The organism is Ferrimonas balearica DSM 9799 (genome assembly GCF_000148645.1).
Lineage (GTDB): Bacteria > Pseudomonadota > Gammaproteobacteria > Enterobacterales > Shewanellaceae > Ferrimonas > Ferrimonas balearica.
Map to the genome: position 1 here is coordinate 1,247,217 of NC_014541.1, position 15,544 is coordinate 1,262,760.

Sequence of the window (15,544 nt, forward strand, 5' to 3'; positions counted from 1 at the left end):
CCCCAATAAAAAAGCCGGCGATTGCCGGCTTTTTTGGTATTTAGTATGCCGCCAGAGCGCGCTCCAGTGGCGCCAGCTGGGTTTCAAAGTTTCGCCATTGCTCCAGGCCGGAGCGGTACAGCGGCTGCCGCACCTGCTCGGAGCTGGCGGTACGCACTGAGCGCTGGGTTTTGTGGAACGCGAGGCAGCGTTCATCAAAAGGCAGTTCCAGATAGTCGAGAATGCGGCTGACCTGCTGCTCCAGATCGGCCACCACGTCTTCATATTGCACCCGCAGGATCTGGCCGGGAAACACCTGGTCAAAGTGGGCCATCAGGCGCTCATAACCGCGATAGTAAGCGGCCATATTGTCGAGGCTGTAACTGAACTCCTGCCCCTCGGCGAACAGCTGCTTGAAGTTGCTGAAACAGCAGGCCATCGGGTCGCGACGGGCGTCGATGATCTTGGCATTCGGCAGGATCAGTTTGATCAGGCCGATATGGCGGAAGTTGTTGGGCATCTTATCGATAAAGCGCGGCGCGCCCTGTCGATGAATGCGGGTCTGGTCCAGATACTGTTGTCCCATCTGGCGCAGAGTGTCGCCATCCAGGTCCACCAGGTTGGCCGGATAGGCGGGCGCCTCATCCACCCGACGACGGCCATTGAGGCGATGGGCCATGGCGGCGATGTCCGGCAGCTCCATGGTGCCATCCACCTGGGGATGAGAGGCGATGATCTGCTCCAGCAGGGTTGAGCCAGCCCGGGGCATGCCGACGATAAAGATGGGGTCCGGAGCGGTGCAGCCCAGGCCCGCTTTGCTGGCGACGAGATCCGCGTTGATGTGCTGAGCTTGCAGCTTCAGATCGCGGGCCATGCTTTCGGGACGGTAGCGCGACTGACTCTGTTTGAGCTGATTGCCGCGGGCGTAATAGTCGAAGGCCTGCTCAAACTGGCCACGGTCTTCCAGCGCTTTACCGAGGGCAAAGCAGAGGTGGAAGCGGTCCTCAACGCTGCGGCCGGGGGCCGCTTCATCCTGCTGCATGCGGCTCAGTTCTGCGTCACTGAAACGGTAGGTTTTCAGGTTGGCCAGGCTCCAGCAGGCGTCTCCGTATCCGGGGCGATGGCGGTAGCTGGCCTGATAGGCTTCGATGGCCTCCGGCTGCCGTCCCAGGGTTTTCAGGGCGTGCCCCTTCACCAGGTGCAGGTTGGCGTTGTCCGGCAGCTTAGCGAGCACCTGATCGTACAGGGCCAGCGCTTCGTCAAATCGACCTACGGCCACCAACTGGTTGGCGTAGGCGGTATCAAAACTGGGGTTGCCGGGCTCGCTGTCTCGCAGGGTTTCAGCCTGGAGCAGGGATTCGGCGTATTTTTGGCGTCGGTGCAGCACCTGTACCAGGTCAAAGCGCACCTGACGATTGCCGGGCTCTAACTGCAGCGCGCTGTCCAACAGCACTTCGGCATCATCCAGTACGTTGAGCTTGGCCGCCAGTTGGGCCAGCAGCCGCATCGCTTCGATATGGCTGGGGTGCTGTTGCAGGAAGCTCCGACACAGCTGTTCCGCTTTTAACAGTTTCCCTTCATGCAGCAGACTGTTGACCGTCACCAGCGTGGGCGGGAGCGCCTTAAAATGCTGATGATGGGCCAGCGCCCGCTGAGCCAACTCGCCATCCCCCGCGTGCTGTGCCAGTCGCGCCAATGCGGCCCAACTGGCCACCAGCGCCGGGTTTTGGCTGACGGCATGGCGGTAGGCGTCGGCTGCCGGTTGCAGCTTGCCCTGGGCCAGCAGGGTGTGGCCCTGCTCCTGATGAGCACGGCCATAGTGCGGGTCCAGCTGCAGCAGGCGGGTCAGATGCCGTTCGGCGGGTTTCCACTGCTTGAGATAGCGGTGGCAGACGGCCGCCAGATAAAGGCCCTGGCGATGCTCTGGTGCCTCGCTGAGCACCTGCTGGGTGTGAGTCAGGGCGGTGGGGATGTCGCCCCCTTTGAGGGCGGCTTCGGCCTGTTGGATCAGGCCATCGATTGGCTGTGTCATGGGCGCTCCGTTGCCGGTACTGCTGAAAGCGGGCCATAAAGGCCCGCTCTGCGCTTGCGATCAGTAGTAGTACGACAGGGCCATACCGAAGGTACGGGGTCGGTTGGTACTGATTCGACGGGTGTCATCCTGATTGTTAATAAACAGCTCAGCACGCTCGTCGGTCAAGTTATCGATGTAGAACTTCAGGCCCCACTCGTCCTTATCGATGCCAACGGATGCGTTCACCAGGGTGTAGCTGTCCTGACGTTCGCGCTCTTCGGCGACGATGGAGCTCCAGGATTTGCCAGCGTACTGAACGCCCACCTGCCAGTTGGCCAGGTACTCACCCAGCTCCCAGTCGTAACGGGCACGCACATTGCCCTGGAACTCCGGGGTCAGCGGCAGCTCGCTGCCAATCGGTGCCAGCTCAATGGCCTCGCCGGTGATGGCGGTCAGCTCGGTGTCGTTGTAGGACACCGCCGCATACAGGGTGAGGTTGTCGGTGGCGTTCCACACCACGTCGGTTTCCAGACCGAGGATCTCAGAATCGGCGGCGTTTTCGATAAAGGTCAGGATGGAGACGTTGACCGGATCGAAACGGGACACCTGCATGTCGTTCCACTCGATAAAGTAGAGGTTACCGTTCCAGCGCAGGGTGCGGCCGAACAGCATGCTCTTCCAGCCGGCTTCGTAGTTGATCACCTCATCGGTGCCGTAGGTCACGCCAACGTCCGGGAACTCCGGGTTATTGGAGGGGATACCGCCGCCACGGTTAAAGCCACCGGGACGGAACCCTTCGGAGTAGGTGGTGTACAGCAGCACGTCGTCGGTGGCCTGGTAGCTCAGGTTGACCTTCGGGATCCAGTCGCTTTCACTGAGCGGCTCGGTGCTGTGTCCACCAGAGCTGTCGTAATCCCGGCCGCGGTCGCTGTCGACGGAGCCCTGGAAGATGCCGTTGGCGAAGTTGGAGGAGCCGGTGAAGTCGGATTCGATGTCGTACCAACGCAGACCCACGGTGGCGGTCAGGCGCTCGGTGAAGTCCACTGACAGCTCACCGAACAGGGCGATCTGCTCCTCGGTACGGGTGATGTCGTTAAAGAACGCGACGCCCGGTGGGCGGGTGCTGTTATTGATGTTGTTGGCACCGGAGATCGGCGCATTGGGGGCAAAGCCCAGCTCCGGCGTGGCCAGGTAGAGGAAGTCGTCCTGGGTTTCGATCTCGTAGTCGTCGTAGAACACACCGGCGGTGACGCGCCAGGGCTGATTGATGTCGGTAGTGACCCGGAATTCGTGGGTCATCCGGGTGTGTTCCTGGAAGCCCTTAAAGCCCTTGGTGGGGTCTTTACACTCACGCACGTCGGTGATCACGTCCGGCGAGATGCCGTAGTTGATGATGTAATCCGGGTTGTCGTAAGTGCAGGTGTAGTAGGCGATAAAGGCGCCGGCGTTGTTGTAGCCGGTGTAGTCGATGGACTGCTCCACTTCACGGTCGAGGAACGCGCCGGTGTAGATCATCTCGAGGGTGCCGAGCCGCCCCTCCAGAGTCCAGGAGGTTTGGCCAAAGGCGTCGCGCAGTTTGTCAGGGAAGTAGCGCTGCACTTGCAGATCACCCACCTCGGGGTCGTAGTCGAATACGCCGTCCGCGCCCACTTCCTGGGCCATGTGCTGCACCAGCAGTTCCCAGTCATCGTTAAAGCGGTACTTCAGACCCAGACGGTAGCCCTTGTAGAAGCTGTCGTTAAAGTCGTCTTCCACCAGCGGCGTGTTGTAGGCGGTTTCGTAGGTGGTGTCCTCCGGCAGCCAGGCTACCGCGGAATCCGGGTTGATACTGGGGTCGAGGGTGAACTCACCGTAAACGTTATCGATGTAGCCGCCACGGTGGACGTTATACAGGGTGGCACGCACCGCCAGGTTTTCGGTCAGGGGCAGGTTGAGGAAGCCCTCCATGGCGTTGCTCATCTCGCCATTTTCGGTGTGCTCAACGGAACCGCTGAAGCCGGCAGTGAAGGCATCCAGACGCGGCTTGTTGGTGATGTAGCGGATGGTGCCGGCCTGAGAGCTGGCACCAAACAGGGTGCCCTGCGGGCCCGGAAGCACCTCAATGCGCTCCAGATCAGCGGCGTAGACATCCAGGTTACGGCCGGGTGCCGTGACCGGTTGTTCGTCCAGATAGAGGGCCACGTTGGGCATGGTGCCCTGGGCGCCGGAGAGCATCACGGAGATCGGCTGGATCGCCATGCCTCGAATGAACACGTCAGATTGGCCGGGTCCGCGACCACCCAGGCTGACGTTGGGCATGTAGCGAACAAAGTCGTCGAAGTTACCGATGTTCTGGTCTCGCAGGTCACTCTCGCTCATCGCCTGCACGGCGACCGGTGTGGCCTGGATATTCTGACGGCGTTTGGTGGCCGTAATGGTGATGGTTTCAACCTCTTTCAGCTTGGCCTCGGTGGTTTCCTCATCGGTCTGAGCGAAAGCAGGGCTGCTGAGCAGGGCAAGAATGACGGCTTGGCTGACGGGTGTTCGATTAAGCATAACGAGTGGTGTTTCTTTCCTTATTGTGAGTGGAATGTGCCGACATAGGCCCTCGACCCGAAGTCGGGAGCGCGACACACAGAGAAGTGGCAGGGGGATTCGTCAGTGCAGTTTTTGGATCCGCGTGAGCAGCGGAAACCAGAAGGGCAGTGCAACTGCCAATTGGGGGATCAGGAACAGGTAGAGCAGAGCGATGGAGAGGGGGGCAGGCTGGGCAATGGTGTTCTGACAACATCGCTCAGGAGCGGCTGGTTCAGCCCGACTGTTGGTAAGCAACCCTTCCATGGTGGCACCCTGTCCGTGTAAGTAAAATGCTGCAAATACCCCTAAAAACGCAGCAATTTTCACATATCGGACATCTAATCGCAACGCCGGTACTGGCCTTGGGGCCTGACAGTGCGTGGTCTGGCTGAGCGTTGACGGGGGAGTGGCAGGGGAAAGCACTGTGGCCAACATGAGTTGGCCACAATTCTATTGATTTGGATAGCTGACCCAGAATAAGCCGCGCCATTGGCCCAGTTCATACCCGGTGGCGTGATCGTCGGGGTAGGCCTCGTTCAGAGCCTGTTGGACCTGGGGCGTAAGCTGGCTGCCGTGGCAGGTCAGGCAGGGCGGTCCAACCATAATCGGCTCGGCATAGCCTTCGGTATTGGCATCCAGGGCGACAGTGACCGGTGTCAGGTCGCCGGACTGAAACTGCGTCAGGATGGGCACCACCCAATCCGGTGCGGTGTTGGCGGGGTTACGCAGTTTGTCGCTGGTGCGTCCCATCTCGACCCCATCGACGGAGAAGCGTTGGGCCAGCGCCGGGGCTTGCTGCTGGCAGACCTCAACCGCCGTCTCCGGGCTTTGTTGCAGGCCCGCCATCAGGGCTTGCTTCAACTCCTGTTTAAAAGGTTTGAGCAAGGTGGTGGCGGTGTCATTACTGAACGCGGTGCTGCTGAACAGCACCAGCAGGATGGATAGGGCACGCATTGGCAGACTCCTTTTAGCCAGAGTCCTCAACATAGCGCAAACGACCAGTAAATCAAATTCTACTAATGTAGAGAGTTCTACTTAATCGATCGGCTCGGCGGTGCTGCTGGTGTCCAGCATCAGCAGTTTCATGACCGCTTCCACTGAGCCGGTGAACTGGATACCCAGCCCCATGCCACTGTCCAGCATCCGTTGATTTCGAATGATGGCGGGGATCTTCAGTACGTCTTTGCCCTGACGCAGGAAGGGGAATACCACGTTGACCTTGGAGCCAGAGACTTGCTTCAGGGTGTCGCTTTGACTGGGCAGGAATTGGCAGCCGCTGGCGGAGATATCGAGGATCAACCCTTCGGCACTGTTGTTAGCCAGTTCAAGCTGGGCAAACAGACGGGTGGCGTAACGCACGTGCTGACGCAGGCGCAGGTTGGTGACCTGTTCCGGGTAGTAGCAGAAGATCAGTTTTTCCGGGTTGCCGGTGGTGGTCAGGATCCGGGTTTTAAACGCGTAGATCTGCCCCTCCACCAGATAGCGCAGGATGACGTAGCTTTGAGCGGAGAACAGATGGAACTGGCTGTCGCTGGGTCGCAGCACCAGGTACTTGTCTTTACGCCAACCCACCAGCGTGGTACGGCAGCGCAGCTGTGGTTTGATCTGGGACTCGATCTCGACGTCCACACTGAGGCCCGGGTTCAGTGCAGCGGTAGAGAAGGGCTCGGTAACGGGGTCCGTTCCGTCCTTGATATAGGCCTGCTCAACCATGAGTCAGTACGCCTCCATCCATGTCGGTACTTCGGGGGAATCGGAGGATTATACTGTCGAAAATCCCTTGTCGAATACCTACTTATCCTCGGAATTGCTGAAGAAATGCGCAGTTGATTTGCACCGGGCAGTGAAAGAGATTCGCCCGCGCAAAGCACGGGCGAACGGGGGACAATAACTCACCAGGGAGAATGAGTCAGAGCAGGTCTCGCATGCGGTACCAGGCCATCGCCAGAACCAGAGCGGGGGTGCGGAACAGCCGGCCGCCGGGGAAATCCATATGGGGGATTTGTGCCACCAGGTCAAAGCGCTCTGCGGTGCCGGCAACGGCTTCGGCCATCAGGGTGCCGGCCATGCCGGTCAGGGCGATGCCGTGGCCGGAGAAGCCCTGGGCAAAAAAGATGTTGTCGGCCAGGCGGCCAAAGTGGGGGGCGCGGTTGGCGGTAATGCCGACATAGCCACCCCAGGTGTAATCCTGCTTTACCCCCTTAAGCTGCGGAAACACGTCGTGCATCCGGGCGGCCATGGAGCCGGCAAGATTGATCGGGTCGAGTTTGGAGTAGCTGACGCGGCCGCCAAACAGCATCCGGTGGTCGCCGGACAGGCGGAAGTAGTCCAGCACAAAATTGATGTCCGCCACCGCCATATTGTTGCGGATCAGCTCGCGGGCCCGCTCTTCACCCAAAGGCTCGGTGGCGGTGATGTAGGTGCCCACCGGCATCACTTTGGATTCAATCTTTGGTGCCAGCCCTTCCATATAAGCGTTGCAGCACATGACGACAAATTTGGCGCGCACCTGGCCATTATCGGTATGCAGGGTGACGGTATCCCCCTGCTCAATCCGGATCACCGGGCTCTGCTCATAGAAGGTGGCCCCCGCCTCTGCGGCGGCCCGGGCCAGGCCCAGGGTGTAGTTCAGCGGGTGCAGATGGCCGGAGTTGGCGTCAAACAGGCCGCCCAGGTAGTTGTCACTGGCCATCTGGCTCTCAACCTGCGCCTTATCCCACATCTGAACACTGCGGTAGCCGTATTCATCCACCAGTTCGTCATACCAGCCTTTGAGCTCATCCATATGGCGGGGCTTAATGGCGGCGTGCAGGTGGCCGGGGGCCAGGTCGCAGTCGATATTGTGGTCAGCAATGCGCTGGCGGGTCAGGGAGACCGCCTGGTCAGCAATGTCCCACAGCTTATGGGCGTCGTCGCGTCCTACCAGCTTGGCCAGTTTGGCCTGCTCGGCGGCGTAACCGAAGATCATCTGGCCACCACTTCGGCCCGAGGCGCCCCAGCCCACTTTGGCGCCCTCCAGCACCACCACGTTGTAGCCGCGATTGGCCAACTCCAGTGCGGCAGAGGCACCGGTGATGCCGCTACCAACCACGCAGACGTCGGCCTCCACCAGTCCGTTGAGGCGCGGATGTTCAGGCCGCTGGTTGGCGCTGGCGGCGTAATAGGAATCGGTATGTTGTCGAGTCATGGGGCGTCCTAGATGGTGTCCTGATACCACTGCATCTCCAGCGGGGTTATCTGTTGTTCGAAGCGCTGGATCTCTGCCGCTTTTACACTGGCATAGATATCACAGAAGGTGTCTCCGAGGGCAGCACGCAGGGCGGAAGGGGCCTGAAAGGTTGCCAGCGCATCAGCCCAGCGGTACGGCAGTGAAGGCAGATCCAGTGCATTGGCATCGCCCTCCACCGGGTCACCCGGTTGGCACTGCTGAGCAATGCCGTGGCGGGCACCGGCCAGGATGGCGGCGGTCACCAGGTAGGGGTTGGCGTCGGCACCGGCCACCCGGTGTTCAATGCGGGTATCGCTTTCCGGGCCGTTGGGGATGCGCAGTGCGACAGTGCGGTTGTCATAACCCCAGGTGGGGGCCATGGGCACAAACATGTCCGGTTGCAGGCGGCGGTAGCTGTTGGCGTGTGGGGCGAACAGCAACTGACTGGCCGGCATCATCTCCAGCAGGCCACCCACAGCGTGCTTCAACAGCTGGTGATCGGCCGCAAATCGGTTTTTACCCTGGTTGTCCAGCAGGCTGAGATGAATGTGCATGCCGGAGCCACATTGGGTCTGGTGCGGCTTAGCCATAAAGGTGGCTTTATGACCGTGTTTCTGGGCCACGCCGCGAATCACCCGCTTTAACAGCATCGCCTGATCGCAGGCGGCGATCGGGTCGGGCAGATGATTCAGGTTGATTTCGAACTGGCCCGGTGCGTACTCCGCCACAGCATTACTGGCGGGAATGCGTTGCACCCGACAGACCGCGTTGACCTCATCCAGGAACTCGCTGTAGTGGTCCAGATCATCCACGGAGTAACACTGTGTAGCGGTGACCCGGTGCTCACCATCGGGACTCATCGGCGCCTGGGCCATGCCATCCTGATCGTGCTTCGGGTCAACCAGATAGAACTCCAGCTCTACTGCTACGCAGGCGGTCAGGCCCAGTTCGGCCAAAGCGGCCACCTGTTGACTCAGCACATTGCGGGGCTCTGCCGGAAAGGGTTCGCCGTCGTCGTCGAGCATGGTGATCATCGCCTGAGCCATGGGTTTGGCTTGCCAGGGAGCTAAGGCCAGAGTGTGGGGCAACAGGGCGCAGCGGCGGTCCTGATCACCACTGGTAAAACCCAGTCCGGTCTCTTCCGAGGTCTCGCCGGTGATGTCCAATCCAAAGACAGACGCCGGCAGGCAAACCCCATCTTGAAGCACCTTATCCAGCTGCTCTGGTTGCATACGCTTGCCGCGGAATACGCCATTAATGTCTGGCAGCAGCAGGTCAATCGACGCCAATTCCGGATTGGCCTTAATAAATTGTGCTGGTGTCAGGCCCGTTTCCTGTTCGGAAACCAGGTTGAGATGTTTACCCATATGCTACGGATCCTTCCTGGAAATCGCGCTCGTGCGGTGTTCGAAAAGTAGACCACGGTGTTTAGCAATATGCAACACTGCGGTGGCTGGGTTCGCAAAAATGGCGGCTATCGCTATGCTTTGTGGGATTTTAATAAACGCCTTGTTGTTGACATCCCATTTGGGGCGTGCAAAGAATGGCAATCGCTGGTGTGGTTCATTCACACCTTGCTCATTTAAAAAAATAAACGTTCAGCGAATAACAACAGGGAGCCCGGGCCGCACCGGGACTGAGGTGAGTATGGAAAGGATCCGCGCCTGGATGGGCGAGAACAGGATCACCGAGGTGGAGTGTCTTATCCCCGATTTCACAGGCAACGCTCGTGGGAAGATCCTCCCCGCTGAAAAATTCTTACGTGACCGGGGCATGCGCCTGCCGGAAAACATCTTTATTCAGACCGTCACCGGCGACTGGCCGGAAGACGATGAGATGGTCGACCCCATCGAACGGGACATGGTGTTGGTGCCCGACGTCAACACGCTGCGGTTTGTCCCCTGGGGTGCGGAGCCGACCGGCCAGGTAATCCACGATTGCTACAACCCGGATGGCTCATTGGTGGACATTGCCCCGCGCAGTGTTCTGCGTCGTGTCCTTAATCTTTATAAAGAGCAGGGCTGGACGCCGGTAGTGGCGCCGGAGCTGGAGTTCTTCCTGGTTCAGAAGAACGTTGACTGGGATTATCCGCTGGAGCCGCCGGTGGGCCGTAATGGCCGTCCGGAAACGGCGCGACAGTCTTTCTCTATCGACGCCGTCAACGAATTCGACCCCATCTTTGAAGAGATGTACGACTTCTGCGAAGCGCAGGGGCTGGAGGTTGATACCCTGGTGCATGAGCAGGGCGCGGCCCAGATGGAGCTCAACTTCCTGCATGGCGACGCCATGGATCTGGCCGACCAGGTGTTCCTGTTTAAGCGCACCATGCGCGAAGCGGCTCTGCGTCATGACATTTACGCCACCTTTATGGCAAAGCCGATGGAGGAGGAGCCCGGCAGCTCCATGCACATTCACCAGAGCGTGCTGGACCGTGAGGGCAACAACATCTTCGCCGGCCAGAACGGTGGCTTCAGCACCGCCTTCCACCGTTACATCGGTGGCATCCAGAAGCACACTAAGGCCGCACTGGCGTTCCAGGCACCGAATGTGAACTCCTACCGCCGTTTGGCGTTTGGTGACAGCGCACCCACCTCCATGCACTGGGGCGTTGATAACCGCACTGTCGGTCTGCGCGTGCCGCACTGTGATGCCCCCAACACCCGGGTGGAGAACCGATTTGCCGGCGCCGACGCCAACCCCTATCTGGCGATGGCGGTCACTCTGGCCTGCGGTTACCTCGGCATGATGAAAGGCTACGAGTGTTCCGATCCGCTCACCACCTCCGCCTACGACCAACCCTTCAGCCTGACCCGCACTCTGGAAGAGAGCCTGCAGGCGCTGGAGCAGGATTCGGATCTGGCCGAGGTACTGGGTGAGCGATTTGTGCGCGCTTACGTCGCGGTGAAACGCAAGGAGTATGAAACCTACTCCAAGGTGATCAGCTCCTGGGAACGTGAGTTCCTGTTGCTGAACGTGTAATGCCAGCCATGACCAAGGATATCGACATGACTCAGAACCCCAATGCACAGACGCAAGCCTGGCAGCAGCTGGATGCGGCACATCATCTTCATCCGTTTACCGATAACGGTGCCCTGAACGCCAAAGGCAGCCGGGTCATCAGCCACGCAGACGGCGTCTACATCCATACTCCGGAAGGCGATGCCATTCTGGACGGCATGGCCGGGCTGTGGTGCGTCAATATGGGCTATGGCCGCACGGAGTTGGTGCAGGCTGCGACCGAACAGCTCAACACGCTGCCTTACTACAACCTGTTTTTCCAGTGCACCCATCCGCCGGCGACGGAGCTGGCGGCGCAGCTGACCTCACTGCTGCCCGATCACCTTAATCGTGTGTTCTTTACCGGCTCAGGCTCTGAGTGTAATGACACCGTGGTGCGCATGGTTCGTCACTACTGGGCCAGCCAGGGCCAGCCCAAGCGCAAGGCGATCATCAGTCGCCACAACGCCTATCACGGCTCCACCATGGCTGGTGCCAGCCTCGGCGGCATGAAGCCGATGCACGCACAGGGTGGATTGCCGATCCCGGACATTCACCACATCGATCAGCCCTACCATTTTGGTGAGGGGCAGGGGATGGACGCTAACGAGTTCGGCCTCGAGCGTGCGCGTCAGCTGGAAGCGAAGATTCTTGAGCTGGGCCCGGAAAACGTAGCGGCCTTTATCGGTGAGCCGGTACAGGGCGCCGGTGGCGTGATCATCCCGCCGGAAACCTACTGGCCTGAGGTCCAGCGCATCTGCCGCCAATACGACATTCTGCTGATCAGCGATGAAGTGATCTGTGGCTTCGGTCGACTGGGCCACTGGCTCGGTTGTGAGCATTTCGGTGTGAAGCCGGACCTGGTCTGTATGGCCAAAGGCATCACCTCCGGTTACGTGCCGTTGGGTGCCGTGGCGGTGGGCGATCGGGTGGCACAAGGTTTGCTTGATAACGGCGGCGATTTTAACCACGGCTTTACCTATTCCGGCCACCCGGTGGCCTGTGCTGTGGCCAGTGCCAACCTCAAGCTGATGGCTGATGAAAAGGTGCTGGAGCGCATCAATGAGCACACCGCGCCTTACCTGCAGCGACGTTGGGCTGAGCTGGCGGATCACCCGCTGGTGGGCGAAGCCCGGGGTCTTGGCATGGTGGCAGCACTGGAACTGGTGGCGGATAAAGCCAGTGGTAAACGCTTTGATGAAAACGTAGGGGCAGGCACCGTGTGCCGTGACTTCTGCATTGAATCCGGCCTGGTGATGCGGGCGGTGGGAGACACCATGATCATCTCTCCGCCGCTGATCATTACTGAGGCCGAAATTGACGAGCTGATCGCTCGGGCAAGGCGCAGTCTCGACCTGACCTGGCAAAAGCTGGTGGGTTGAGCCTTGTGGAAATGACCACAACTAGGAGAGAGACGATGAACCAAACCCTGCGCCTGCTCGCCAGCGCGACCGTAGCGGCCACCATGAGCGCCTCAGTTGTTGCAGCGGACAAGAAACTGCACGTGTACAACTGGTCGGATTATATTGCCGAGGACACCATCGCCAACTTCGAGAAGGAGACCGGCATTGAAGTGGTGTATGACGTGTTTGATTCCAACGAGGTGTTGGAAGCCAAACTGCTGACCGGCAACAGTGGTTTCGACCTGGTGGTACCGTCCAGTGACTTCCTGGGTCGCCAGGCACAGGCTGGCGCGTTCCAGGCTCTGGATCGCAGCAAGCTGAGCAACTACAGCAACCTTGATCCCAAACTGATGCAGATCCTGCAGGACAAGGACCCGGGCAACCAGTTTGCCGTGCCCTACCTGTGGGGGACCACCGGCCTGGGTTACAACGTTGAAGCGATGGCCCGCATCTTTGGCGAGGACTTCGAAGTCAACAGCTGGGACCTGGTGTTCAAGCCGGAGATGATCTCCAAGATCGACTGCGGCGTGGCCTTCCTGAATGCGCCGTCGGAGATCATCCCCGCTGCGATGCATTACCTGGGAATGGACCCCAACTCCACCAACCCCAAGGACGTCGAGCCGGCTGAAGAGCTGCTGCTGAAGGTGCGCCCGTACATCACCTATTTCCACTCATCGCAGTTTATTAATGATCTGGCTAATGGTGATATCTGTCTGGCCGTAGGTTGGTCTGGCGACATCCTGCAGGCGGCGGATCGCGCCGATGAAGCTGACAACGGCATCACCATTGAGTACGTGATCCCGCAGGAAGGCACCCTGGTATGGTTTGACCTGATGGCGATTCCCCGCGATGCCCGCAACGTGGACGCCGCGCACCAGTTCATCGATTACCTGATGCGTCCGGAAGTGATGGCGGAGATCTCCAACTACGTCTGGTACGCCAACGCCATCCCGTCCTCCAAGGCCACCATCGATGAAGAGGTGACCGGCCACCCGGGTATCTACCCGCCGGCAGAGGTACAGGAGAAGCTGTGGGGCGCCAAGATCACCCCGCCGAAGATGAACCGGGCGATGACCTCATCGTGGAACCGCATTAAGAAGGGGCTGTAAAGCCTGGATAACAAAGGAATGGTAGTAAGGGAAGTGTAGTAGGGCAGCGGGTCAGCGTATTAGGACCTGGGGGGGTTAGTTTGCCCCGCTGCCCGCCCTCCAAAACGGGGAAAAATCCCCGGGGTGAGCACCCTGCAGCGGTCGGGCCTTCAGGCCCGTCAGGGTGCGGACCTTCTCTTACAAAATAACAATAACAGGGAGTTACACCATGGCCGCGTTGGAACAGGCTGCATCGACAGCAGCCGCCTCAATCTCACCACCCAAACCACTTCTGCAAATCAAAGGGATCAGCAAGTCATTCGACGGCATCAATGCGGTTGATGACGTGAGCCTGACCATCTACGAAGGCGAGATCTTCGCCCTGCTGGGTGCCTCCGGCTGCGGCAAGTCCACCTTGCTGAGAATGCTGGCGGGTTTTGAATCGCCCAGTGCCGGGCAGATCCTGCTCGACGGTGAAGACCTGGCTGCGGTGCCGCCTTATGAGCGCCCGGTCAATATGATGTTCCAATCTTATGCCCTGTTCCCCCATATGTCGGTCTGGGACAACATTGCGTTTGGCCTGAAGCAGGACAAACTGCCGAAAGACGAGATCAACCAGCGCGTTAAAGAGATGCTGGAGATCGTGCATATGACGGAGTATGCGCGACGCAAACCCCATCAACTGTCCGGTGGTCAGCGCCAGCGTGTGGCTCTGGCCCGCAGCCTGGCAAAACGCCCCAAGTTGTTGCTGCTGGATGAGCCCATGGGCGCGCTGGACAAAAAGCTGCGTGAACAGATGCAGCTTGAGGTGGTGGACATTCTGGAGCGGGTCGGCGTGACCTGCGTCATGGTGACACACGACCAGGAAGAGGCGATGACCATGGCCTGGCGCCTGGCCATTATGGACCGGGGCCGTCTGGTTCAGGTGGGCAAGCCCAAAGAGATTTATGAATCTCCCAACTGCCGCATGAGCGCCGAGTTTATTGGTTCGGTCAACATCTTCGAAGGGAAGCTGCTGGAGAAAGAGGGCAATCGCATCGACTGTGCGGCGTTGCCGGCGCCCATCGAAGTGGACCACCCGGTGTCCGCCGGTGAAGGGATGCCGATGATGGTGGCCGTAAGGCCCGAGAAGATTGCCCTGACCCGACAGCCGCCACAGGGCGCGGACAACGCCTGTCAGGGGGTGGTGGAAGACATCGCTTATCTCGGCGGCCAGTCCATCTACCATGTGCGCCTGCCGTCCGGCATTAAGGTGATCGCCACCAAGCCCAACGTCGACCGCCTGCGCAATGGGCAGCCGGTGTGGGAAGAGTCCGTCTGGTTGAGCTGGCAGGCCGATGCCGGCGTGGTGCTGACGGTATGAGCGGGCTCAGCAAACTGAAGGCCTCCTGGCGGAAACGCCGGTTTGGCCGCTCGCTGGTGATCAGCCTGCCTTACGGCTGGCTGGCACTGTTTTTCCTGGTGCCCTTTGCCATTGTGTTCAAGATCTCGCTGTCGGAGGCGCAGATCGCCATTCCGCCCTACAGCGACCTGGTGACCTTTGTCGACGACAAGCTGCAGATGGTGCTGAACATCAGCAACTACTACTACCTGCTTGAGGATGACCTCTACGTCGACAGCTATCTGCAATCGGTCAAGATTGCCGCCCACTCCACGCTGTTCTGCCTGTTGATGGGCCTGCCCATCGCCTGGGCCATTGTCCACTCCTCTCCGGCCAGCCGGAACCTCTGGCTGATGCTGATCATCCTGCCCAGCTGGACCTCGTTCCTGATCCGCATCTACGCCTGGATTGGCATCCTCAAGAACAACGGCCTGATGAACAATCTGTTGCTGTGGCTGGGGGTCATCGACCAACCGTTACAGATCCTCCACACCCCGTGGGCGGTTTACATCGGTATCGTGTACGCCTACCTGCCCTTTATGATTCTGCCGCTGTACTCCGCGCTGATGCGACTGGATTACTCACTGGTGGAAGCGGCGCAGGATCTGGGGGCCCGCCAGGTCACCGTGTTCTTCCAGGTGATTCTTCCGGCCATTAAGGGCGGCGTGATCGCCGGTGCCATGCTGGTGTTTATCCCGGCGGTAGGGGAGTTTGTGATCCCGGAACTGCTAGGGGGCCCGGATTCCCTGCTGATTGGCCGGGTGTTGTGGCAGGAGTTCTTTAACAACCGCGACTGGCCGGTGGCCTCGGCGGTGGCGATGGTGATGTTGCTGCTGTTGATGGTGCCGATTCTGTGGTTCCACCGTTACCAGACCAAAGAGCTGGAGGGCCGCGCATGAGTACCCCAATTCCGGTAAG

Annotated in this window: 12 protein-coding genes; 5 read left to right on the top strand and 7 right to left on the bottom strand. The window is 59.7% G+C overall.

The annotated features are described in order from the left end of the window. Positions 1-40 precede the first annotated feature (40 nt). The 7 genes from FBAL_RS05810 to FBAL_RS05840 form a co-directional block, all read right to left on the bottom strand. On the bottom strand, positions 41-2,011 hold the full coding sequence (locus tag FBAL_RS05810; RefSeq protein ID WP_013344645.1) for a tetratricopeptide repeat-containing sulfotransferase family protein: 1,971 nt from the start codon (positions 2,009-2,011) through the stop codon (positions 41-43). 60 nt (positions 2,012-2,071) lie between these two features. After that, complete coding sequence (locus FBAL_RS05815; RefSeq protein ID WP_013344646.1) at positions 2,072-4,528, bottom strand: TonB-dependent receptor; 2,457 nt, start codon at positions 4,526-4,528, stop codon at positions 2,072-2,074. A gap of 102 nt (positions 4,529-4,630) precedes the next feature. Then, the gene (locus FBAL_RS05820; RefSeq protein ID WP_013344647.1) at positions 4,631-4,813 is read right to left on the bottom strand and encodes a hypothetical protein; all 183 of its coding nucleotides are present in this window, start codon (positions 4,811-4,813) and stop codon (positions 4,631-4,633) included. Positions 4,814-4,999: 186 nt separating this feature from the next. Beyond that, on the bottom strand, positions 5,000-5,503 hold the full coding sequence (locus FBAL_RS05825) for a Tll0287-like domain-containing protein (RefSeq protein ID WP_013344648.1): 504 nt from the start codon (positions 5,501-5,503) through the stop codon (positions 5,000-5,002). Positions 5,504-5,584: 81 nt separating this feature from the next. After that, positions 5,585-6,262, bottom strand: a complete 678-nt coding sequence (locus tag FBAL_RS05830; RefSeq protein WP_013344649.1) for a flagellar brake domain-containing protein — start codon at positions 6,260-6,262, stop codon at positions 5,585-5,587. 196 nt (positions 6,263-6,458) lie between these two features. Beyond that, positions 6,459-7,736 carry an NAD(P)/FAD-dependent oxidoreductase gene (locus tag FBAL_RS05835; RefSeq protein ID WP_013344650.1) on the bottom strand — a complete coding sequence of 426 codons (1,278 nt, stop codon included), beginning with the start codon at positions 7,734-7,736 and terminating at the stop codon, positions 6,459-6,461. A gap of 8 nt (positions 7,737-7,744) precedes the next feature. Beyond that, positions 7,745-9,124 carry a glutamine synthetase family protein gene (locus tag FBAL_RS05840; RefSeq protein ID WP_013344651.1) on the bottom strand — a complete coding sequence of 460 codons (1,380 nt, stop codon included), beginning with the start codon at positions 9,122-9,124 and terminating at the stop codon, positions 7,745-7,747. Between the two features lie 280 nt (positions 9,125-9,404). Between FBAL_RS05840 and FBAL_RS05845 the strand changes: the two genes are divergently transcribed. The 5 genes from FBAL_RS05845 to potH all read left to right on the top strand — a co-directional run bounded on the left by FBAL_RS05845 (position 9,405) and on the right by potH (position 15,525). Beyond that, entirely contained in the window at positions 9,405-10,736 is a 1,332-nt protein-coding gene (locus tag FBAL_RS05845; protein WP_013344652.1) for a glutamine synthetase family protein, read from the top strand. Continuing rightward, positions 10,736-12,136 carry an aspartate aminotransferase family protein gene (locus FBAL_RS05850; protein ID WP_013344653.1) on the top strand — a complete coding sequence of 467 codons (1,401 nt, stop codon included), beginning with the start codon at positions 10,736-10,738 and terminating at the stop codon, positions 12,134-12,136. Before FBAL_RS05845 ends, FBAL_RS05850 begins: the two co-directional genes overlap by 1 nt. Positions 12,137-12,171: 35 nt before the next feature. Then, positions 12,172-13,266, top strand: coding sequence for an extracellular solute-binding protein (locus FBAL_RS05855; RefSeq protein WP_013344654.1), 1,095 nt, complete (start codon positions 12,172-12,174; stop codon positions 13,264-13,266). A gap of 208 nt (positions 13,267-13,474) precedes the next feature. Next, entirely contained in the window at positions 13,475-14,608 is a 1,134-nt protein-coding gene (gene potA, locus FBAL_RS05860) for a polyamine ABC transporter ATP-binding protein (RefSeq protein ID WP_013344655.1), read from the top strand. Then, positions 14,605-15,525, top strand: coding sequence for a putrescine ABC transporter permease PotH (potH, locus tag FBAL_RS05865; RefSeq protein ID WP_013344656.1), 921 nt, complete (start codon positions 14,605-14,607; stop codon positions 15,523-15,525). Before potA ends, potH begins: the two co-directional genes overlap by 4 nt. Positions 15,526-15,544: the final 19 nt, after the last annotated feature.